The 18,611-nt window shown below is 69.5% G+C and carries 21 protein-coding genes; 9 read left to right on the forward strand and 12 right to left on the reverse strand.

Annotated elements, in window-relative coordinates; translation table 11 throughout:
• Nucleotides 1-130 precede the first annotated feature (130 nt).
• Complete coding sequence (locus ACL03I_RS09810) at nucleotides 131-1,564, forward strand: NAD(P)/FAD-dependent oxidoreductase (protein ID WP_355070924.1); 1,434 nt, start codon at nucleotides 131-133, stop codon at nucleotides 1,562-1,564.
• 152 nt (nucleotides 1,565-1,716) lie between these two features.
• Nucleotides 1,717-2,532, forward strand: coding sequence for a hypothetical protein (locus ACL03I_RS09815; RefSeq protein WP_355070922.1), 816 nt, complete (start codon nucleotides 1,717-1,719; stop codon nucleotides 2,530-2,532).
• Between the two features lie 119 nt (nucleotides 2,533-2,651).
• Here ACL03I_RS09815 and ACL03I_RS09820 read toward each other — a convergent pair whose 3' ends face one another.
• The 4 genes from ACL03I_RS09820 to ACL03I_RS09835 are packed head-to-tail and all read right to left on the reverse strand — an operon-like array spanning nucleotide 2,652 to nucleotide 5,079.
• Nucleotides 2,652-3,332: an urease accessory protein UreD gene (locus ACL03I_RS09820; RefSeq protein ID WP_412805710.1), complete on the reverse strand. Its 681-nt coding sequence runs from the start codon at nucleotides 3,330-3,332 to the stop codon at nucleotides 2,652-2,654.
• 9 nt (nucleotides 3,333-3,341) lie between these two features.
• Entirely contained in the window at nucleotides 3,342-4,061 is a 720-nt protein-coding gene (gene ureG, locus ACL03I_RS09825) for an urease accessory protein UreG (RefSeq protein ID WP_364431137.1), read from the reverse strand.
• Nucleotides 4,062-4,086: 25 nt separating this feature from the next.
• Nucleotides 4,087-4,752, reverse strand: a complete 666-nt coding sequence (locus ACL03I_RS09830) for an urease accessory protein UreF (RefSeq protein ID WP_364431140.1) — start codon at nucleotides 4,750-4,752, stop codon at nucleotides 4,087-4,089.
• Between the two features lie 9 nt (nucleotides 4,753-4,761).
• Complete coding sequence (locus ACL03I_RS09835) at nucleotides 4,762-5,079, reverse strand: hypothetical protein (RefSeq protein ID WP_355070914.1); 318 nt, start codon at nucleotides 5,077-5,079, stop codon at nucleotides 4,762-4,764.
• Between the two features lie 181 nt (nucleotides 5,080-5,260).
• Here ACL03I_RS09835 and ACL03I_RS09840 point away from each other — a divergent pair, with 181 nt between their 5' ends.
• Complete coding sequence (locus ACL03I_RS09840; protein ID WP_412805711.1) at nucleotides 5,261-5,989, forward strand: hypothetical protein; 729 nt, start codon at nucleotides 5,261-5,263, stop codon at nucleotides 5,987-5,989.
• Between the two features lie 15 nt (nucleotides 5,990-6,004).
• Here the strand turns inward: ACL03I_RS09840 and ACL03I_RS09845 are convergent, their stop codons facing one another.
• Entirely contained in the window at nucleotides 6,005-7,477 is a 1,473-nt protein-coding gene (locus ACL03I_RS09845) for an MFS transporter (protein WP_355070910.1), read from the reverse strand.
• 60 nt (nucleotides 7,478-7,537) lie between these two features.
• On the opposite strand from ACL03I_RS09845, the gene ACL03I_RS09850 reads away from it, so the two are divergent.
• Nucleotides 7,538-8,212, forward strand: a complete 675-nt coding sequence (locus ACL03I_RS09850) for a TetR/AcrR family transcriptional regulator (RefSeq protein WP_364431151.1) — start codon at nucleotides 7,538-7,540, stop codon at nucleotides 8,210-8,212.
• A gap of 46 nt (nucleotides 8,213-8,258) precedes the next feature.
• The gene (locus tag ACL03I_RS09855; RefSeq protein WP_412805712.1) at nucleotides 8,259-9,251 is read left to right on the forward strand and encodes a zinc-binding dehydrogenase; all 993 of its coding nucleotides are present in this window, start codon (nucleotides 8,259-8,261) and stop codon (nucleotides 9,249-9,251) included.
• A 1-nt stretch (nucleotide 9,252) separates the two neighbouring features.
• Here the strand turns inward: ACL03I_RS09855 and ACL03I_RS09860 are convergent, their stop codons facing one another.
• On the reverse strand, nucleotides 9,253-9,930 hold the full coding sequence (locus ACL03I_RS09860) for an O-methyltransferase (RefSeq protein ID WP_412805713.1): 678 nt from the start codon (nucleotides 9,928-9,930) through the stop codon (nucleotides 9,253-9,255).
• Between the two features lie 116 nt (nucleotides 9,931-10,046).
• On the opposite strand from ACL03I_RS09860, the gene ACL03I_RS09865 reads away from it, so the two are divergent.
• Nucleotides 10,047-10,889 (forward strand): SGNH/GDSL hydrolase family protein, encoded by an 843-nt coding sequence (locus tag ACL03I_RS09865; RefSeq protein ID WP_379251842.1) that lies wholly within the window; start codon nucleotides 10,047-10,049, stop codon nucleotides 10,887-10,889.
• A 67-nt stretch (nucleotides 10,890-10,956) separates the two neighbouring features.
• Here ACL03I_RS09865 and ACL03I_RS09870 read toward each other — a convergent pair whose 3' ends face one another.
• Both ACL03I_RS09870 and ACL03I_RS09875 read right to left on the reverse strand, forming a co-directional pair.
• The gene (locus ACL03I_RS09870) at nucleotides 10,957-12,222 is read right to left on the reverse strand and encodes an SPFH domain-containing protein (RefSeq protein ID WP_355070900.1); all 1,266 of its coding nucleotides are present in this window, start codon (nucleotides 12,220-12,222) and stop codon (nucleotides 10,957-10,959) included.
• Nucleotides 12,222-12,653, reverse strand: coding sequence for an NfeD family protein (locus ACL03I_RS09875; RefSeq protein ID WP_355070898.1), 432 nt, complete (start codon nucleotides 12,651-12,653; stop codon nucleotides 12,222-12,224). Before ACL03I_RS09875 ends, ACL03I_RS09870 begins: the two co-directional genes overlap by 1 nt.
• 130 nt (nucleotides 12,654-12,783) lie before the next feature.
• On the opposite strand from ACL03I_RS09875, the gene ACL03I_RS09880 reads away from it, so the two are divergent.
• From ACL03I_RS09880 to ACL03I_RS09890, 3 genes are all read left to right on the forward strand, one after another.
• A complete protein-coding gene (locus tag ACL03I_RS09880; RefSeq protein WP_355070896.1) occupies nucleotides 12,784-13,608 on the forward strand; it encodes a DUF3097 domain-containing protein in 825 nt (274 codons plus the stop codon).
• Between the two features lie 157 nt (nucleotides 13,609-13,765).
• Nucleotides 13,766-14,581 carry a hypothetical protein gene (locus ACL03I_RS09885; protein ID WP_355070895.1) on the forward strand — a complete coding sequence of 272 codons (816 nt, stop codon included), beginning with the start codon at nucleotides 13,766-13,768 and terminating at the stop codon, nucleotides 14,579-14,581.
• Between the two features lie 46 nt (nucleotides 14,582-14,627).
• Nucleotides 14,628-15,359 (forward strand): S1 family peptidase, encoded by a 732-nt coding sequence (locus tag ACL03I_RS09890; protein ID WP_356961870.1) that lies wholly within the window; start codon nucleotides 14,628-14,630, stop codon nucleotides 15,357-15,359.
• A 19-nt stretch (nucleotides 15,360-15,378) separates the two neighbouring features.
• On the opposite strand, the gene ACL03I_RS09895 is transcribed toward ACL03I_RS09890, so the two are convergent.
• The 4 genes from ACL03I_RS09895 to fabG1 form a co-directional block, all read right to left on the reverse strand.
• The gene (locus tag ACL03I_RS09895; protein WP_355070891.1) at nucleotides 15,379-15,801 is read right to left on the reverse strand and encodes a hypothetical protein; all 423 of its coding nucleotides are present in this window, start codon (nucleotides 15,799-15,801) and stop codon (nucleotides 15,379-15,381) included.
• Nucleotides 15,802-15,871: 70 nt separating this feature from the next.
• Nucleotides 15,872-16,933, reverse strand: a complete 1,062-nt coding sequence (locus tag ACL03I_RS09900) for a ferrochelatase (protein ID WP_364431172.1) — start codon at nucleotides 16,931-16,933, stop codon at nucleotides 15,872-15,874.
• Between the two features lie 21 nt (nucleotides 16,934-16,954).
• The gene (gene inhA, locus ACL03I_RS09905) at nucleotides 16,955-17,791 is read right to left on the reverse strand and encodes an NADH-dependent enoyl-ACP reductase InhA (RefSeq protein ID WP_355070887.1); all 837 of its coding nucleotides are present in this window, start codon (nucleotides 17,789-17,791) and stop codon (nucleotides 16,955-16,957) included.
• 80 nt (nucleotides 17,792-17,871) lie between these two features.
• Complete coding sequence (gene fabG1, locus ACL03I_RS09910; RefSeq protein WP_355070885.1) at nucleotides 17,872-18,588, reverse strand: 3-oxoacyl-ACP reductase FabG1; 717 nt, start codon at nucleotides 18,586-18,588, stop codon at nucleotides 17,872-17,874.
• Nucleotides 18,589-18,611 lie beyond the last annotated feature (23 nt).

Here is an 18,611-nt window from a genome sequence, read left to right on the forward strand (position 1 = left end):
AGTGAGATATCGCACCGCAACACGCCAGGAACGGACATCTCGTCGTGACGGTGCCCGACTCGACGGCTACGGTTTAGCTGTCAGGAACCCCCGCCGGGGACGACCCCCAGGTCCATCGAGGAGCAGGACGATGAGCACTCAGACTGTCGAGAACGGCCGGCACCGGGTGGTGGTGATCGGCTCGGGCTTCGGCGGCCTGTTCGGCACCAAGCACCTCAAGCGCGCCGACGTCGACATCACGCTGATCTCGAAGACCTCGACCCACCTGTTCCAGCCGCTGCTCTACCAGGTCGCCACCGGCATCCTCTCGGTCGGCGAGATCGCGCCCGCCACGCGGCTGGTGCTGCGCAAGCAGAAGAACGCGCAGGTGCTGCTCGGCGAGGTCACCGACATCGACCTGACCGCCAAGACGGTCACCTCGCGCCTGCTCGACCAGGACACCGTCACCCCCTTCGACAGCCTGATCGTCGCGACCGGCGCGCAGCAGTCCTACTTCGGCAACGACCGGTTCGCCACCTACGCGCCGGGCATGAAGACGATCGATGACGCGCTCGAGCTACGTGGCCGGATCCTCGGCGCCTTCGAGCAGGCCGAGCTCGCGACCACCCAGGAGGAGCGCGACCGGCTGCTGACCTTCGTCATCGTCGGCGCGGGCCCGACCGGCGTCGAGCTGGCCGGACAGATCGCCGAGCTGTCCGACCGCACGCTGGAGGGCACCTTCCACAACATCGATCCGCGCGACGCGCGGGTGGTGCTGATCGAGGGCGCGGGCGCGGTGCTCGGCCCGATGGGCCCGAAGCTGGGCGGCAAGGCCGAGCGGCGCCTGGAGAAGATGGGCGTGGAGATCCAGCTCAACGCCATGGTGATCGATGTCGACGCGTTCGGCGTCACGGTGAAGGACTCCGACGGCACGATCCGCCGCATCGAGTCGGCGTGCAAGGTGTGGTCGGCGGGCGTGCAGGCCAGCCCGCTGGGCAAGCTGATCGCCGACCAGTCCGACGGCACGGAGGTCGACCGCGCGGGCCGGGTCGTGGTCGAGCCGGACCTCACCGTCAAGGGCCACCCGAACGTCTTCGTGGTCGGCGATCTGATGTCGGTGCCGAACGTGCCGGGGCAGGCGCAGGGCGCGATCCAGGGCGCGACCTACGCCGCCCGGCAGATCACCGCGGGGCTGAAAGGCCAGACGCCGCAGGAGCGCAAGCCGTTCAAGTACTTCAACAAGGGCAGCATGGCCACGATCTCGCGATTCAGCGCCGTCTGCCAGGTGGGGAAGCTGGAGTTCGGCGGGTTCATCGCGTGGCTGGCCTGGCTGGCGCTGCACCTGTACTACCTGGTCGGCTACCGCAGCCGGATCATCACCGTCATCCAGTGGTTCGTCACCTTCCTCGGCCGCAGCCGCGGACAGATGGCGGCCACCGAGCAGTGGGTGTTCGCACGATTGGCCTTGGAGGCGATCAGCAACGGCGACGACGAGGACGCCGAACAACTGGCCGCCGCTCTCGGCGCTTCCACCAACAGCCGGGTCGCGGTGGACAAGGCGCATACCGACGCGAAAGCCGGCTGATCCCGCCGTAATAGCGCGTTCGACCAATCCAGGTCACCGGCAGATCCGAATGTGGGGCGTCGACGTCTCCTTCGGATGAAAGGTGATCTATGGGCACAGGCAAGCACCGAGCACCCAAACCGCACCGGGCGAAGTTGGGTCCTCTCGTCGCCGTGGGAACGGTTCCTCTCGTTCTCGCGCTGGTGGGAACCGGCACCGCGAACGCGGCACCCGATCGGGTTCCGGTGACCCGGACGGATCCCACCGATCAGCCGGCCCAGTGGCCCGCGGCCGAGGCGCCGAACGTGCGCCCGTACGAAGGTGTGCGGATTCCGGACGACACGCTGAGTTCGTTGCAGTGGGCGCGTCCGTTGCCGAATCCGAAGTATCTGGCCCCGCTGGAAGGGCTGCACGGCCCCGTTCCCGTCGCGCCGGTGCCGCCGATCGCGCCGCCGCCGCACAAGCTCCGCTTCGGAGACGTGCAGGTCGACGCACCGGATTGGCTCTACCGGGAGCAGGCGATCCAGCTCAACGACGGCGCCGCGATGGCCGAGGCGAATATCGCGACGTACCTCGACTCGATCGGGATGGAACGCACGAGGTCCGATCGGGTGGCGGGCCAGACCGTGGGCGCCGCCGCCATCGGCGCCGCGGCGGGCGCCGCGTTCGCGAGTCCGTTCGCGCTGTTCGGAGCGGCCGTCGGCGGAGGTCTCGCCCTGGCCATCGGTCTGCCGTTCGCGCCGATCGGTCTCGCCGCGGGCCCGATCGGGGCCGCTTACGGCGCGGCCCTGATGGCCGCCCCGTTGGCTGCCATCGGTGCGGGGATCGGCGCGGGACTCGGTGCGGTGCACGCGCTGAGCGCACCTCCCCGGGCGCAGGGCGCGCCGGAGGCGGTCGATCCGGCCCCGGAGAACACCGCCCCGGCTTCGGAAGCCACCGACACAGCTCCGGAGGCCGGAGACACGGCCCCGGAGACTGCCAACGGCTGATCGGATGGGGCTTCCGAGGAGCGAGCCGGAAGGTGGGAACCCGACGACGCTGTCGGGCTCCCACCCTTTCTATCTCCAGCTCTCGGCCGGATTACACCTGTGTCGAACGAAACGATTGATCAGCGCCGCGGCTCGGCATGCTCCACCCCGGAGACGCCCAACAGCGCCCCGGTGCGGGTGAACAAACTGCCACCCGCCGCCAGCGGCAGCCGAGTCTGCGTCAAACCCGTTGTCGCCGCGGCACATTCGCCCGGATAGACGAGTTCGCTCTCCAGGGCGCGAGGCGCGGACAGCGCGTCATCGGCCGCTGTGTCCGCGCCCAGCGCCAGCCGGTGGCGCAGCAGAGGCGTGTCGTCGACATCGGCGATCAGGTCACCGCGCCATATGCCGCCGTCCTCGCCCGCGCGGCCGATCTGGACGCGTTCGCGCATTCGCAGCCGGGCGCCGGAATCCAGCCGGATCGTGGTGACGGTGTGGTGCCGCGCACCGCCCGCGACGATCATCGGCTCGGGATCGAAATCCAATACTCCCCCACTACCGACCTCGAGCTGCCAGCGTCCGCACGATTGCGGCGTCGCCGCGCCCGGCAGTGCCAGTGTCGCCGCGACCGAGCGGACCACCAGTTCGGCACCCGGCGCGACCACGATCACGATGTCGAGTTCGTCGCCGCCCAGCGGCGTGGCGGCGGTGCCGATCAGATGGACCGCACGCGGTCCGGTGCGGCGGGCCGACAACCCGCCGCTGGCATGAATCTCCGGAAGCGTCCCTGGGCGAGCGACGAGGCGTAGCTGCGTGCGCACCGGCGACACTCAGTGCGCGGCGGCGGATTCGCCGGCGCCCGCCCGGTCCTGCTCGGCGACCGCGCGCAATTGCTCGCGTACCCAGGCCAGCACCGGCGTCGCCGCGGGATCCTCGGTGAGCGAGACGAGCACTGTCGGCCGGTCCGCGCGCACCCGCGCCGCATCACGCTCCATCACACCGAGGTCCGCGCCGACCAACGGCGCCAGATCGGTCTTGTTGACCACGAGCAGATCCGAGAACGTCACGCCGGGACCGCCTTTGCGCGGCACTTTGTCGCCACCCGCCACGTCCACCACGAAGATCTGCACGTCGATCAGGCCGGAGGAGAACGTCGCGGTCAGATTGTCGCCGCCGGATTCCACCAGGATGAGGTCCAGCGGCGGATTGGCGGCGACCAGATCGTCGATCGCGTCGAGATTGGCGGTGATGTCGTCGCGAATGGCGGTGTGCGGGCAGCCGCCGGTCTGCACGGCGGTGATCCGCTCGTCCGGCAGGACCGCGTGCCTGCGCAGGAAGTCGGCGTCCTCGGTGGTGTAGATGTCGTTGGTCAGTACCGCCAGCGACAGCTCGTCGCGCAACTGCCTGCACAGCGCGGCCACCAGTGCGGTCTTGCCCGAACCGACCGGGCCGCCGATGCCGATGCGCAGCGCCTCCCCGGGCGTGCGGGCCCGTTTCGGCCGCTCGTGCCCGTGGTCGTGCGGCTCACCGTCGATCAGATGCGGGGGCATGGGGCGGTCTCCTTCTTCCGGGGCGTCAACTCGCGAACAGGGGCATGTCCCGCTGCCGATGCCGCTCGGCGAGCACGTCCTGCAGCGGGTCCGACATCGCGGCGAGACCGGTCACGGCCTCGGCGGCGACGCGATCGCACAGGTCGGCCAGCCGGACCGTGCACGCGGCGATCGCGGCGGGGTCCAGGGCCAGCAGACGCTGGGCCGCGGTGGCGGCGCCGGTGAGGGTCGTGTAGACGACCACACCGGCGATCTCCCGGGGCGGCACCGCGGCGGCCGCGCCGACCATTCCGAAGACCGTGGACAGATGCGGTGTCGTGGCGAGCGGCGACCAATCGTGCCGGGGCCACAGCTGTTTCGCCAGGCGCAACAGACCGCGGCCCTGGGCACGGGACGCGGCCCGCGCCGCGGGTGCGGGCGTGCGCGCGTCGGCTTCCGCTTCGGCCCGCGCCGGATCCAGTTCGCCCGCGCAGACCGCCGCGGCCAGCGACGCGGTGACCAGCCCCGAGGTCCGGATGCGGCGGCGCAGATACAGCTCGACCGTCACGACGTCGCGAACCAAGCCGGACGCGACGGCTTCTTCCACACCGCCGGAGTGCACGTGGCCGCCGATCGGCAACCGTGAGTCGGCGAGCGCGAGCACCATCGTGAGACCGGACGCGGCCGGACCGATCGCAGCGGGTTCGCGCATCCGTCGATCCTATGTCCCGGCGTGTCGGATGGATGTCCCGGTCGTTTCGCGGAGGTTCCGGTCCGCGCCGGACATGTCCCGCACGAGCCGCGGCAGGTCTTGGCGGGCGAGGTAGGCGGCGATGCTCAGCTCACCCTCGGCACGCAGGACCGGGAAATCGCTGTAGAGGTCGAGGGTGGGCGCGTCGCCTAGGGTCATCGTCCAGTGTGCCGAGCTGAGCCAGCAGTGCCCGCCGATCGCGATGGTGGACTGGGTGGCCAGCGTCGCGCGCGGTGCGGCGAGTCCGTGCGCCCTGGCGCGAGCGGCGGCGATGAATTCCTCCCTCATGACGCACCGGCTCGTCGTGGGCGTGACCACTCACGAGCGGTATTCGACTCGCGGGAGGCGCGCCGGTGCGCGACTCGAGCATTTCTACTCACGCACCTGGCGGCGATCATGTGTTCGAATGTTGCGGGCGCACAGAATTCTTCACCAGGGCTACGCCCGGTGCATCTACCGAGGGGGCGAGGTGTCGACGCCGGACACGCGAGTATCTGCCGCACAGTGGATCGCGCGCGCGATCGCGATCGTGGTGCTGGTTCCGATCCGTCTGCTGTGGGAGGGCGTTCTGCTTCTGTGCCGCGCCTCGGCGGCGGCGCTCGGGTACATCGCGCGACATCTGCTGGTCCCGGCGGCCGAGCTGATCCGGCACTGGGTGCTGCGGCCCGCGTGGATCGTCGTGAAGGATTTCCTGTGGGGCTGGGTGGTGCAGCATCTGCTGTGGGGCTCGGTGCTCACGCCGCTGCTGTCGCTCCTGCTGGAACACCTGTTGCGACCACTGCGGCGTGCGGTGGAGGTCTTCCTGTGGCGCAAAGTGATTCGTCCCGCTGGGGCCTGGTTGCTGCGCTGGGTCGTGTATCCGATCGCGTATGCCATCGCCTGGGTCTGCCACCAGACCGTCAAGTGGCTGATCGTCTGGCCCCTGTCGCGATTGTGGCGTTGGGTGCTGCACCCGCTCTGGAAAGCGGTGCGCGTGACCGCGCGCTACGGGTGGCGTGTGGCCACGCTCATCGTGGGTGTGCTCGTGGTGCTGCCGTGCCGCGCGCTGTACCGCTACGTGCTGCGCCCGGTGTTCGCCGCCTTCGCCGTCGTCTGGCTCGCTGTGGTGGTGCGCCCGGTCCGCTGGGTGCACGGCACGATCGTCCGGCCGATGAACCGCTGGGCGGCCGAGATCATGACTTCCGTCTTCGGCCACTGATCCCGGCCGCACAACTCAGCGCGAACGTGGAGCGGCGAAGCGGGCGATCAGCGCCATCGCCGTGAGCACCGTCGCGCCGACGGCCACCGCGACGTGCATGCCGTCGACGAAGGATCCGCGCGCCGCCTCGATCAGCGCCGCGTTCCCGCCGGCCTGCTGGATGGTCTCGCCGAGCGTCGCCGCGTAGTCGCCCCCGGACCGGAAGATGAGCGCCGCGAGCGAACCGAGCAGCGCGAGACCCAGCGCGTTGCCGAGTTCGAAGCTGGTTTCCGAGATACCTACCGCCGACCCGGCCCGCTCCGGCGGCACCGAGGACACCGAGACCTCCGACACCAGCGTGAAGGCCAGACCGTAGCCGATTCCGGCGATCGTGGAACCGGCGAGGTACCAGCCGAGTCCGTCGTGCGCGCCGACACCGAGCAGCATCAGGTTGCCCGCCGCGGAGGCGAGCAAGGCGAACACGAAGGTCGCGCGGGCGCCGAAGCGATGCCCGACCCGGGCGCCGCCCACCGAGCAGACGAAGACCGCGATCGCCATGGGGATGCCGAGCAGCGCCGCCGCCAGCGGCGTGCGCCCGGTCACCGATTGCAGATAGACGCTGGTCAGATAGCTGAGGCCGGCCAGCGACATCATGCCGGTCAGGCTGGCGCCGATCGCCACCGAGAACTGGGGCCTGGCGAACAGCCGCAGATCGAGCAGGGGCTCACGCAGCTGTCGCTGCCTGCGCACGAAAACGGTCAGGATCACCGCGCCGACCAGCGCGACGACGATCGCTTGCGCATCGATGCCCTTGGTGGCGGCGTGTTTGATCCCGTACACCACCGGCAGGATGCCGCCGATCGACAGGACGACACTCGGGAGATCCAGCGGTCCCCGCACTCCCGCCCGATGCTCCGGCAGCACGAACGGGCCGAACGCGAGCAGGACCAGCAGCACCGGGATGTTGATGAGGAACACCGAACCCCACCAGAACTGGTGCAGCAGCACGCCACCGATGATCGGTCCGACAGCAGAGCCGCCCGCGAAGAACGCCGTCCAGACGCCGATCGCGGCCGCTCGCTCCCGCGCGTCCGGGAACAGGCTCGAGATCAGCGCCAGGCTGGACGGCAGCAACGTCGCGCCGCCGATGCCCATCAGCGCCCGCGCGGCGATCAGCACGCCCGCGCTGGGCGCGAACGCCGCGATCACCGACGCGATGCCGAAGACCACGGCGCCGGTCAGCAAGATGTTGCGCCGCCCGATCCGGTCGCCGAGATTGCCCATGGTGATCAGCAGGCCCGCGATCAGGAAGCCGTAGATGTCCAGAATCCACAGTTGCTGGTCCGCGGACGGATCCAGATCGAGGGTCAGTGTCGGCAGCGCGAGGAACAGCACCGAGATGTCCATCGAAACCAGCAGCACCGGCAGCAGCAGGACCGCCAAGCCCAGCCAGGCCCGCCGCGAGCCCGTCGTGGCCGGCTCGGTCCGGACCGGCTGCACGTCTGTCATCACCGAACATCCTCTCCATGACGCGTACGTCGTACGCATGATTCCGGGTACAGTGTACGCATGCTGCACCGCGCCGCCATCATCGACACCGCGATCGAGCTCGCCGACACCGAAGGCTTGGACGCGCTGTCCATGCGGCGCATCGCCGATCGGCTCGGGGTGGGAGCCATGTCGCTGTATCGCCACGTCGCGAACAAAGACGAACTGCTCGCGCTGATGACCGACGAAGTGGCCAGGCGCAACCCGTACCCCTCCCCCGAGGGACAGCGGTGGACCTGGCGCGACCGGGTCCGCATCGCCGCCGAGGTCGACTGGGCCCTGTACCGGCAACATCCGTGGGTGCTGCTCACCTTCGCCACTCCGCGCTACAGCTTCGGGCCGCAGAGCTTGGCCTGCCTGGCCTGGTTGGTCGACGGGTTCCTGGAACTCGGCGTGTCCACCCGCGAGGCGACTGGCATGTCCTTCACCGTCTGGAACTACATCTCCGGCGCGACGCTGCCCGAGATCAGCGCCGAGCTGATGGCGCGCAAAGGCATGGATCCCGCGGGCGACAACGGGCTGCGGACGCTGCTGCACGGCACAGCAGAGGGACCGGTCCCCTCCGCGTTGGCCGATCTCGCAGGCAGCGGTGTACGCGATCTGACCCAGGAGGAGCTGCTCTACGACGGGCTCGACGCGCTCTGCGACGGCTTCCAGGCCAGGGCGGCCCGGCGCGACCGGTTGACCTCAACCTAACTTGATGCTGGAGGCTGACCGGCGACGCCAACGAACAGGAGCCACCGTGCACGCCATCCGCCTCCACGCTTTCGGTCCGGCCGAGAACCTGCGCTACGAAATCGTTCCCGATCCGGTGCCTGGCCCCGGCGAAGTCCGCATCGCGGTGGCGGCGGCCGGTGTGCACCTGGTCGATACCGCCCTGCGCAAGGGCGAGCCCGGGCCGTTTCCCTTGCCGCAGTTGCCGACCATCCCCGGGCGCGAAGTCGCGGGCACCGTGGACCGCGTGGGCGCCGATGTGGATGCGGGCCTGCTGGGCGCGCAGGTGGTGGCCCATCTCGGCCCGGTGCCCGGCGGTTACGCCGAATTCGCCGTGACGGACGCGGCCCGGCTGCACGAGATTCCGGCGAACCTCGATGCGGCGGAGGCGGTGGCGATGATCGGCACCGGGCGAACGACCATGGGCATCCTGCAGTTCACCGAGTTGAAGCCCGGCAGTGTCGTCCTGGTGACGGCCGCGGCGGGCGGCATCGGCACGCTGCTGGTGCAATTCGCGAAGAATGCCGGAGCCACGGTGATCGGGTTGGCCGGTGGCCCCGCGAAGGTCGATCAGGTGCGACACAATGGCGCCGACCTGGCGGTCGACTATCTGTTGCCGGATTGGCCGGACCGGGTCCGCGCTCGAATCGGCGACCACGGGGCGCACGTGCTGTTCGACTCGGTGGGCGGCGCGGTCGCCCGCGCCGGAATCGATCTGCTCGCACCGGGCGGGCAACATCTCGTCTATGGCTGGTCCGGCACATCGAACGACGAAGGGCCGGTCCGGCTCTCCGCCGCAGAACTGACCGAACGGGGTATTACCTCCGAGACGGTGATCGGTCCGCCGATGCTGGCGCGCGCGGGCGGCGATCTGCGCGTCCTGGAGAACCTCGCCATGGCCGAGGCGATCGCCGGACGGCTGCGACCCGGCATCCAGCGCTTCGCGCTCGCCGACGCGGCCGTCGCGCACCGCGCGCTGGAAACGCGCGGGACGACCGGCAAAGTGGTGCTGGAGCCCTGACTCACTCCACGTTGTCGCCGTTCACCACGGCATAGGCGAAGCCGTCCCAGCCCTTCGCACCGACGGTCTGCACCACGGTCGCGTCCAGGCTCGGTTCGGCGGTGAGCAATTCGACGAGTTCGCGACTGGCCTGCGCGTTCGGGTCCACGGACCGCTCGTCGGCGATCGTGCCGCCGCGCACGACGTTGTCGACGATGATCACCGAGCCCGGCCGGGTCAGCCGCAGCGCCCACAGTACGTAATTCGCGTTGTTCACCTTGTCGGCGTCGATGAAGACCAAGTCGAACGGTTCCGGATCCTCCTGCGTGAGCACGGGCAGGCTGTCCAGCGCGGCGCCGACCCGGATCTCCACTCGGTCGCCGACGCCCGCACGGTCCAGATTCGCCCGCGCCACCTCGGCGTGCCGGGCGGCGAACTCGAGCGTGACCACCCGCCCCTTGGGGCCGACCGCGCGGGCCAGCCAGATCGTGCTGTATCCGCCGAGCGTGCCGATCTCCAGCACGCGTCGCGCGCCGACCGTCCTGGCCAGCAGATGGAGAAACTTCCCCTGCGGCGGTGACACGTCGATCGCGGGCAGGCCGGCCGCCTTGTTCGCCTCCAGCGCCGCGTCGGAATCGGGATCCGCCACCAGTGTCTCCACCAGGTAGCTGTCCACATCGGCCCATCCAGATGTCGTCATACCTCGCAGTCTGCCACCCGATTCCACCCGCGGGCACGCCTCCGGCGAGTAGCGTTCGGCACGGAGAGACGTACATGTTTCGTGAGCGCGCCGACGAATGGACGGACAGAAACGACATGACGAATCTTGCGCGGGCCACAGCGGTCACCGCCTGTCTGATCGCCCTGGGCGCCACCTCCCCCGCCGCGGCCGATCCCATCGGCGGGGCCGAATACGTCGCCGTGGGCGATTCCGGGGCGGCCACCACGGGCGTGCGGAACTTCGACATCTCGGCCCCGTTCCGATGCCTTCGCTCGACCGCGAACACACCGCAACTGGTCGCCCGGGACCTGGGCCTGCGGATCGACGACCGCACCTGCAACTCCGCCCTCATCGCGGACCTCACCGCCCCGCAGCAGCCGGGCATTCCGCCCCAGTTCGATCCGCTCGGCCCCGCCACCAGGTTGGTCACCGTGCACATCGGCGCCAACGACGCGTTGATGGCCGAACACATCGTCGCCTGCCACGTCTACGGCCTCTCCGGGGCCGGTACCTGCGCCGGTCCGGACTGGGACGTCGACATCGATGCGATCGCGGCGCCTTACGCGGCCGCATTGCAACAGATCTCGGCCCGGGCGCCGCACGCGCTGATCGTCGTCGACGGCTGGCCGCGCTACGTGCGCGACGGCGGCTGCCCGGCGCTGGTCGGTCTCCGCCCGTCCGACGCCGCGCCCATCCAAGCCGCCTTCGATCATCTCAATTCCGTGGTGTCCCGCGTCGCCACCGCGCACGGCGCGATCTACGTGGACACCAGCGCCGCATCGGAGGGCCGCGACGCGTGCGCGCCCGTCGGCGTCCGCTGGATGGAGCCCGTCCTCGCCACCGAGACGCTGCTGCCCTACCACCTCAACCCGCAGGGCATGCGCGGCATCGCCGATGTCGTCGTCCCGGCGATCCGCGCCGCCGGGCTGCCCGGCTGAGTGATTCGGCCGCGCCGACGCGACCGCCCCGAACTCGGGCGGAGTCCGGGGCGGCGCCGGCGCGAGGTTATTTCGTGAAGTTCTCCGGCGGCTGCCAAGGACGGCCGTGCGGGTCGTCCGGGCGCTGGGCCGGAGGTTGCTGCGGCGGCTGCTGCTGAGCCGGGAAAGCCTCATGCGGAGGGATGACCGGCTGGTGCGGCGAAGGTTCGAACGCCGGCGGGGGCGGTGTCGGGGTCAGCCCCTCGACCGGGGTCCGCGCCGTCGCCTCGGCGGCGCGCACGGCGCGCTCGATGGTCGGGTCGGGCGCGGTGTCGAACCAGTCCGCGACATCGGAGTCGTCCTCGGGCTTTGCTTCCGCGCCGTCGGAGGCGGGCGGCTCGTACCGGAACACACCGTCCTCGCCCTGCGTGCCGAAGCTCTTCGCGAACCCCTCCAGCGCCTTGCCGAAATCGCTCGGCACCAGCCACACCTTGTTGGCGTCACCGCGCGCGACCATGGGCAGCGTCTGCATGTACTGGTAGGCAAGCAATTCCGGCGTCGGCTTGCCGGATTTGATGGCGGCGAAGACCTTTTCGATGGCCTTGGCCTGGCCTTGCGCCTGCAGGTAGGAGGCGGCGCGCTCACCTTGTGCCCGCAGGATACGGCTCTGCCGTTCGCCTTCGGCCGACAGGATCGCCGACTGCTTGGCGCCCTCGGCGGACAGGATCTGCGCCTGCTTCGAGCCCTCGGCCGTCTTGATCTGCGATTCGCGCTGTCCCTCCGCGGTGAGGATCATGGCGCGCTTCTCGCGATCGGCCTTCATCTGCTTCTCCATCGACTCCTGAATCGACGGCGGCGGATCGATGCTCTTCAGCTCGACCCGCGCGACGCGCAGTCCCCAGCGCCCGGTCGCCTCGTCCAGCACGCCGCGCAGCTGGCCGTTGATCGAGTCGCGTGAGGTGAGAGTCTGTTCGAGCGTCATGCCGCCGACGACGTTACGCAGTGTGGTGACGGTCAACTGCTCGACAGCGGCGATGTAGTTGCTGATCTCGTACACCGCCGCCTGCGGGCTGGTCACCTGGAAATAGACCACCGTGTCGATGTGCAGGGTGAGGTTGTCCTCGGTGATCACCGGCTGCGGCGGGAACGACACCACCCGCTCCCGCAGATCCACCTTGGCGCGGACGCGGTCGGCGAACGGCACGAGGAAGGTGAGTTGGCCGGAAACCGTCCGCGAATACCGCCCCAGCCGCTCGATCACCGCGGCCTCGGCCTGCGGCACCAGCGCGATCGACTTGAAGACCACCACCACGACCAGCAAGATGAGGACGGCGGCAACGATCAGTACAGCCATCAAGGCCCCTTCCAGACGACGGCGGTCGCGCCGTCGATCTTCATGACATAAACGGTCGTACCCGGTTCATAGACTTCGGTCGTGTCCATCGGCCGCGCGGTCCACACCTCGCCGTTCAGTTTCACCTGGCCGGAGTGCGCCGCCACCTGCTCGAGCACCAGAGCGGTCTTGCCCGGCAGGGCGTCCACGTTCGTCGGCGTGGGCGGAGGAGTTCCGTAGCGACGCCGGATGATCGGGCGCACACCGAGCAGCAGCACCGCCGAGATCACCGCGAAGACGACGGCGTCGGCCACGACGGAGGTATCCGCCGCCGCGCTGACACCCGCGGTGCCCAGCGCGGCGACACCGAGCATCAGCAAGGTGAGGTCGCCGGTGAGCATCTCCGCCGCCGCGAGCAGAATGCCCGCGACCAGCCAAAAAATTGCGGCCACACGACCACTGTAGTGCGCGGATCATGATCTCGGGCGCATCATCGACGAGTACTCCCGATGAATTCCACGCGTGGACGCGCGGTGCCCCTGGTCCGCCGAAAGCCACAGCGGCGGTGCTAGCTTCAGGCAGGTGAGCGGGCGTGACAGGTATGGCGACATCTTCTCCGGGCATCCTCGATCGAAGAAAAGGGCGGTGCCGACGGTCACCGCGGAACGCGACCTGGTGGTCGAGGATGCCGCCACCGGATTCTGCGGCGCGGTGGTCGGATTCGATCGCAGCTACGACGGCGAGTTCGTGAAGCTGGAGGACGCTCGCGGCACGGTGCGCCTGTTCGCGCTGCGCGAGGCGGCGTTCCTCATCGACGGCGAGCCGGTGACGCTGGTGCGGCCGCGGGCCGCCGCGCCGCAGACGCCGAACCGCTCGGCCTCCGGCTCCACCAGGGTGGAGGGCCTGCGCGCCCGGGTCGCCCGTGGCAGCCGGATCTGGGTGGAGGGCGTGCACGACGCCGCGCTGGTCGAGCGGGTGTGGGGCCACGATCTGCGCGTCGAGGGCGTCGTCGTCGAGCAGTTGGAAGGCTTGGACAATCTTGCCGCTCGGCTGGCGGACTTCCGGCCGGGCCCGGGCAGGCGGGTCGGCGTGCTGGTCGACCACCTGGTGACCGGATCGAAGGAGACCCAGCTGACCACCGGGCTCGGGCCACATGTCCTGGTGACCGGGCACCCGTTCGTCGACGTCTGGCAAGCCGTGCGCCCGGCCACCCTCGGCATCGCGGAGTGGCCGCGGGTGCCGCGCGACGAGGACTGGAAGACCGGCGTCTGCCGACGCCTGCGCTGGGGCTCCCCGCAGGACGGCTGGCGGAAGGTGTACGAGGCGGTGTCCTCCTTCCGCGACCTGGAGACGCCACTCATCGGCGCGGTCGAGCGACTCATAGATTTCGTCACCGAGCCGGACTAGCGACGGCGGAGGATGAGCGCCCCGCTCCGATGCCGGACGGTATCCGCACGGACTCGCTCGGCGCGGGCAGCGCGGCGCCCGCGGTTTCCGTGCTGCTCACCAATGCCCTTGCGTATGGATGCCCACCGGTAGCGCCCACCCTTTATGCTCGATAATTATGTGCTCTCCAAGTGCGACGCTGACGGTGTGGGCGAGCTCCTGGCTGGCCGGCTGCAGTGCGCCCGACGACGTTTTGGCCGCCTTGCACGCGTGGGCGCCGAAGCACACCATCGCGGCTGGTGATCCGCTCACCGGCGGCCGCACCGACCTACCCTGGTCCGCCCACGGCAACCTGCCGGGGAGCGGAGTCATGGCACTGCTCAAGGTGATTCGCGAGACGATGGCGCAACCCGGCGCGCAACTGCGGTTGGTGCTCCCGGTCCCAGGAGACATCCGCGGCGTCCCCGCGGGCACGGCGTTCGCCGCCGACGCGATCGAGGCGGGCGAGGGCATGCTGATCGGCGTACCCGGCACCGAGGGCACCGGCCTCATCCCGCGCTGGGCCGAGGACGACACGCTGCAATGGACCGTCTACAGTGCGCCCATCCCCTCGGCGCCCGGCCCCGACATGTCCCTCGGCGAAGCCGAATACGCGATGCGCGAAGCGGTTCGCGATGCCGCCGACGCGCTGATGAAGCTGCACACCACATCGCTGGGCGCGCCAGACTCCGATCCCCGCGAGCTCATCGAAGCCGAACTGGCCGACTATTCGCGGCACGACTATCCCGAGTCGATTTCATTGCGCGCCAGGCGCATTCTCGACACCGCCGATCATGTCGCGGCCATCCTCACGGTGGCGCAGCGGGAGCCCGCTTCCGCGCCCACCTCCGCCAGCGCGATCGGTGCGCAGGAATCGCTGCTGCGGCCGCTGTGGGACGCGATCCGCGCCGCGCGCCTGGTCGCCGTGCACGCCTCCGCGCGCGGAAGCCGCTGACATTATGCCGGGGCGGTGTGAGATGCGTTTTTCCCATCGTTGCCGCATGGCCGCCGTCACCATCGCGACTGTTCTGTTCGGTCTCACCCTGCACGCCCCGGCCTCGGCGATCGTGGGCGGCGCCGACGCGACGACATCGGAGTATCCGTGGCTGGCGGCCATCGGCACGCCGTTGTTACTCACCCGCGCCTCCGGGCAGTTCTGCGGCGGCGCGCTCGTCGCACCGGACCAGGTGATCACGACGGCGCACTGCGTGGCCCTGGCACAGACGCTGACCCAAACGCTCACCGTCACCTTCGGCCGTGACGACCTTCGCGGAAGCGACGGAAAAACCGTGCATGTCAAGAACATTCGCATGCATCCGGGTTTCCTGGCAACCGTTCTGGACATGACGACCGCGTATCGCAACGACGTGGCGATCCTCACCCTGGACGAGCCGCAGCCCGGTCCGACGATCACCGTCGCCCCGCCCACTTCGGGCAACGCGACCATCCTGGGCTGGGGCGCGACCTCCGAAACCGACGAGACCAACACCCGGTTGCGCGCGGCGAACGTCCCACTGGCCGCCGATGGTGAGTGCGCCACCGCCTATGGTCCGGCCTTCGATCCGTACACCATGCTCTGCGCGGGCACTCCCACCGCGGACACCGCCCAGTACGACAGCGGCGGCCCGATTCTCGTCGACGGGCGACTTGCCGGTCTCACATCCTGGGGCGTAGGCGCGGCCCGCCCTGGCTTCCCCACTGTCTACACCCGCCTGACCAGCCCGGGCTTCTGAGTCACAGGCGCGGCGAGTTTCACTGCTGCGGCGGGTACGGCGGCTGCTGCGGCGGGTACTGGTGCTGCGGCGGATATTGCTGATACTGCTGTTGCCCCTGCGGCGGATAGGGCTGTTGGTACTGCGGCGCCGGATACTGAGGTTGTCCCTGCAAATTCTGCTGCGGAAGATACTGCTGGGGGTACTGCTGCTGCGGATATTGCTGGGGCTGGTTCGATTGATTCGACTTGTTCCGCTTGCTCAGCCAGATCACGAGCCCGATGACCACGGCGACGACCCCGATGCACAGCAGCAGACCTCCGATCGAGAAACCACCGCCGCCACCGCTGCGACCACGGCGCCTGGCCTCGGTGACGTCGAGCGCCACGGTCCATACGTTCGTGTCGGACCAGGCGTGCGGATCGAGCACGGCGGCATTGGTCAGCATGTCGGCATAGGTCATCTAGAGGTACCCCCCAGAAAGTCGGATTCGGCGATCGGTCGCAGGCGATGCTATCCGCGACCGCTCCTCCTCAATTCCCAGCAGTGGGACGGCGCGTGACCGCACAGCAGCCGACGGCGCACGGCGCGCCGTCGCGCGTGCAGCCGTAGCCGGGCACCGCGCCGAGCCGCCGGGGTTCGGCTCCGCGCAACTGCTCGGACACCAGTTCGACGACCAGCTTCGCGAAACGCGGATCGCTTCCCGGCGTCGCGGCCCGCGCGAAGCCCATACCGAGTTCGGCGGCTTTCCGCGCGGCCTCGTTGTCCAGATCCCAGATGACTTCGAGATGGTCGGAGACGAAGCCCACCGGACAGACGACCACGGCCTCGACCCCCTTGGCCGCGAGATCGTCCAGGTGGTCGACGATGTCCGGTTCCAGCCACGGCACCTGCGGCGGACCCGAACGCGACTGCCAGACGAGGTCGTAATCGGTGAAACCGGTTGCCGCGGCGCACAATCGGGCCGCGTCGGCGACCTGACGACTGTACAGCCGACCGCCGTCGGCAGGCGGACCCGCGGCGGCATCGGCCGACACCGGAATGGAATGCGCGGTGAACACCAGCCTTGCCGCGGCGCGCTGCCCGGCCGGGAGCCGATCGCGCGCCGCGCGAATGGCATCGGCGAACGTCTCGATCAACAGCGGGTGATCGAAGTACTGACGCAGCTTCAGCAGTTCCGGCGCGCCCGCACCGAAAGCCGCACGCGCCCGGGCGATGTCCTCGTGGTACTGCAGGCATCCGGAGTAGCCGCCCCACGCCGAAGTCGGGAAGACCAGTGCGGCGCCGACACCGTCGGCGGCCATCCGCCCGACGGTGTCCTCCACCATGGGATGCCAGTTCCGGTTACCGAAGTACACCGGCAGCTCGATACCCGCGGCGGCCAGTTCGGCCTCGACCGCCGTGATGATGTCGCGATTGAGCGCGTTGATCGGCGAGACACCGCCGAAGTGCAGATAGTGCTCGGCGACCGCTTCCAGGCGCTCACGCGGCACTCCCCTGCCCCGGGTGACGTTCTCCAGGAACGGCATCACGTCCTCGGGACGCTCCGGACCGCCGAAGGACAGCAGCAGCAGCGCGTCGGCGGTTCGAACCACGGTGTCTCCCATCCGATCGGCTCAGTTGATCGCCATGTTCTCCGGGAACCAGGTGTTGTGGCTGGCTCCGCCGTCGACGTAGATGATCGAACCGGTGGTGCCAGGCAGCCAGTCCGACAGCAGCGCCACGATCGACTTCGCCACCACCGTGGGGTCGTCGACGTCCCAGCCGATCGGCGAGGCGCCGTCCCAGTAGACGTTGAGCTGATTGAGCTTGGCGGCGTCGTCGGTCGCGGTGCCCGCGATCGCCTTGGCGGCCAGCGTCTTGATCGGCCCCGCGGCGATGAGGTTGGACCGGATCTTCTTCGCCGCGCCCACCTCGCGGGCGACATACCGGTTCACCGACTCCAGCGCGGCCTTCGCCACGCCCATCCAGTTGTAGAACGGCATCGCGGTGCGCGGATCGAAGTCCATGCCGACGATCGAGCCGCCCTCGTTCATCACCGGCAACACCGCGCGCGACAGCGACGCGTAGCTCCACGCCGAGATCTCGAACGCCTTGGCGGCATCCGGGCCCGGGCCGTCGAGGAACGGCCGAGCCTCCGGCCCCATGAGGGTGCGTGGCGCGAACGCGATCGAGTGCAGCACCCCGTCGATCCCCTGCGGAGCCAGTTCCCGCAGCTTGTCGGCCAGGCCTGCGAGATCCTCTTCGCTGGTCACGTCGAGCCCGATGGCCGGCGGTACCTCCTGGGGCAGGCGTTTGGCGATCCGGTCGATCAGCCGCAGCCGCTCCGGGATGCCGGTGATGAGCACCTTCGCGCCCTGCTCCTGCGCGACGGCCGCCGCGTGGAACGCGATCGACGAGTCGGTGATGATGCCCGTGACCAGGATGGTCTTGCCTTCGAGCAGTCCGCCCATGAGTTCTCGGTTCTCCTGAAATTCGAATGTGGGGTTGGCTGCGGGCGGCCTGGACCGGCCGCGCTACGCGTTCGGTGTGGTCAGTGGCCCATGCCCATGCCGCCATCGACCGGGATGACGGCGCCGGAGACGTAGGCGGAGTCCTCGGAAGCCAGGAAGCTGACCACGGCCGCGATGTCCTCCGGCTGGCCGAGCCGCTGCAAGGGGATGAACTTCTTGGCCATGTCGCGCATGTCCTCGGGCAGGTCGGCGGTCATGTCGGTCTCGATGAAACCCGGGGCGACGACATTCGCGGTGATCGAGCGCGAGCCGAGCTCGCGGGTGATCGAGCGGGCCAGACCGATCACACCGGCCTTGGAGGAGGCGTAGTTGATCTGACCGGCTTGGCCGCTCATGCCGACCACCGAGCCGAGGAAGATCATCCGGCCCCAGCGCGCGCGCAGCATGGCGCGGTTCGCGCGCTTGGCGCACCGGAACGCACCGGTCAGATTGGCGTCGAGCACCCGGGTGAACTGCTCCTCGTTCATCCGCATGAGCAGCGTGTCGTCGGTGATGCCCGCGTTGGCCACCAGCACCTCGACCGGACCCTGGTGCGCCTCCACCTCGGCGAAGGCGCCGTCCACCGATTCGCTGTCGGTCACATCGCATTTCACACCGAACAGGCCGTCCGGCACCCCCGAGCCACGATGCGTGACGGCCACCTTGTGACCGTCGGCAAGCAGACGCTGCGCGACCGCGAGTCCGATGCCGCGGTTTCCGCCGGTCACCAGGACCGACCGGGATGTGATGTTCGACATGGGGTTCAACCTACCTGGTCGAA

Origin of the sequence: Nocardia sichangensis, assembly GCF_047200615.1 — a bacterium.
GTDB classification, from domain to species: Bacteria; Actinomycetota; Actinomycetes; order Mycobacteriales; family Mycobacteriaceae; genus Nocardia; species Nocardia sichangensis.

Bases quoted from the DNA above. Each gene is read 5' to 3' on its own strand.
- ACL03I_RS09810 (WP_355070924.1), top strand. From the start codon at position 131: ATGAGCACTCAGACTGTCGAGAACGGCCGGCACCGGGTGGTGGTGATC.
- ureG (WP_364431137.1), bottom strand. From the start codon at position 4,061: ATGCCCCCGCATCTGATCGACGGTGAGCCGCACGACCACGGGCACGAG.
- ACL03I_RS09830 (WP_364431140.1), bottom strand. From the start codon at position 4,752: ATGCGCGAACCCGCTGCGATCGGTCCGGCCGCGTCCGGTCTCACGATG.
- ACL03I_RS09835 (WP_355070914.1), bottom strand. From the start codon at position 5,079: ATGAGGGAGGAATTCATCGCCGCCGCTCGCGCCAGGGCGCACGGACTC.
- ACL03I_RS09845 (WP_355070910.1), bottom strand. From the start codon at position 7,477: ATGACAGACGTGCAGCCGGTCCGGACCGAGCCGGCCACGACGGGCTCG.
- ACL03I_RS09850 (WP_364431151.1), top strand. From the start codon at position 7,538: ATGCTGCACCGCGCCGCCATCATCGACACCGCGATCGAGCTCGCCGAC.
- ACL03I_RS09860 (WP_412805713.1), bottom strand. From the start codon at position 9,930: ATGACGACATCTGGATGGGCCGATGTGGACAGCTACCTGGTGGAGACA.
- ACL03I_RS09865 (WP_379251842.1), top strand. From the start codon at position 10,047: ATGACGAATCTTGCGCGGGCCACAGCGGTCACCGCCTGTCTGATCGCC.
- ACL03I_RS09870 (WP_355070900.1), bottom strand. From the start codon at position 12,222: ATGGCTGTACTGATCGTTGCCGCCGTCCTCATCTTGCTGGTCGTGGTG.
- ACL03I_RS09885 (WP_355070895.1), top strand. From the start codon at position 13,766: ATGTGCTCTCCAAGTGCGACGCTGACGGTGTGGGCGAGCTCCTGGCTG.
- ACL03I_RS09890 (WP_356961870.1), top strand. From the start codon at position 14,628: ATGGCCGCCGTCACCATCGCGACTGTTCTGTTCGGTCTCACCCTGCAC.
- ACL03I_RS09895 (WP_355070891.1), bottom strand. From the start codon at position 15,801: ATGACCTATGCCGACATGCTGACCAATGCCGCCGTGCTCGATCCGCAC.
- inhA (WP_355070887.1), bottom strand. From the start codon at position 17,791: ATGGGCGGACTGCTCGAAGGCAAGACCATCCTGGTCACGGGCATCATC.
- fabG1 (WP_355070885.1), bottom strand. From the start codon at position 18,588: ATGTCGAACATCACATCCCGGTCGGTCCTGGTGACCGGCGGAAACCGC.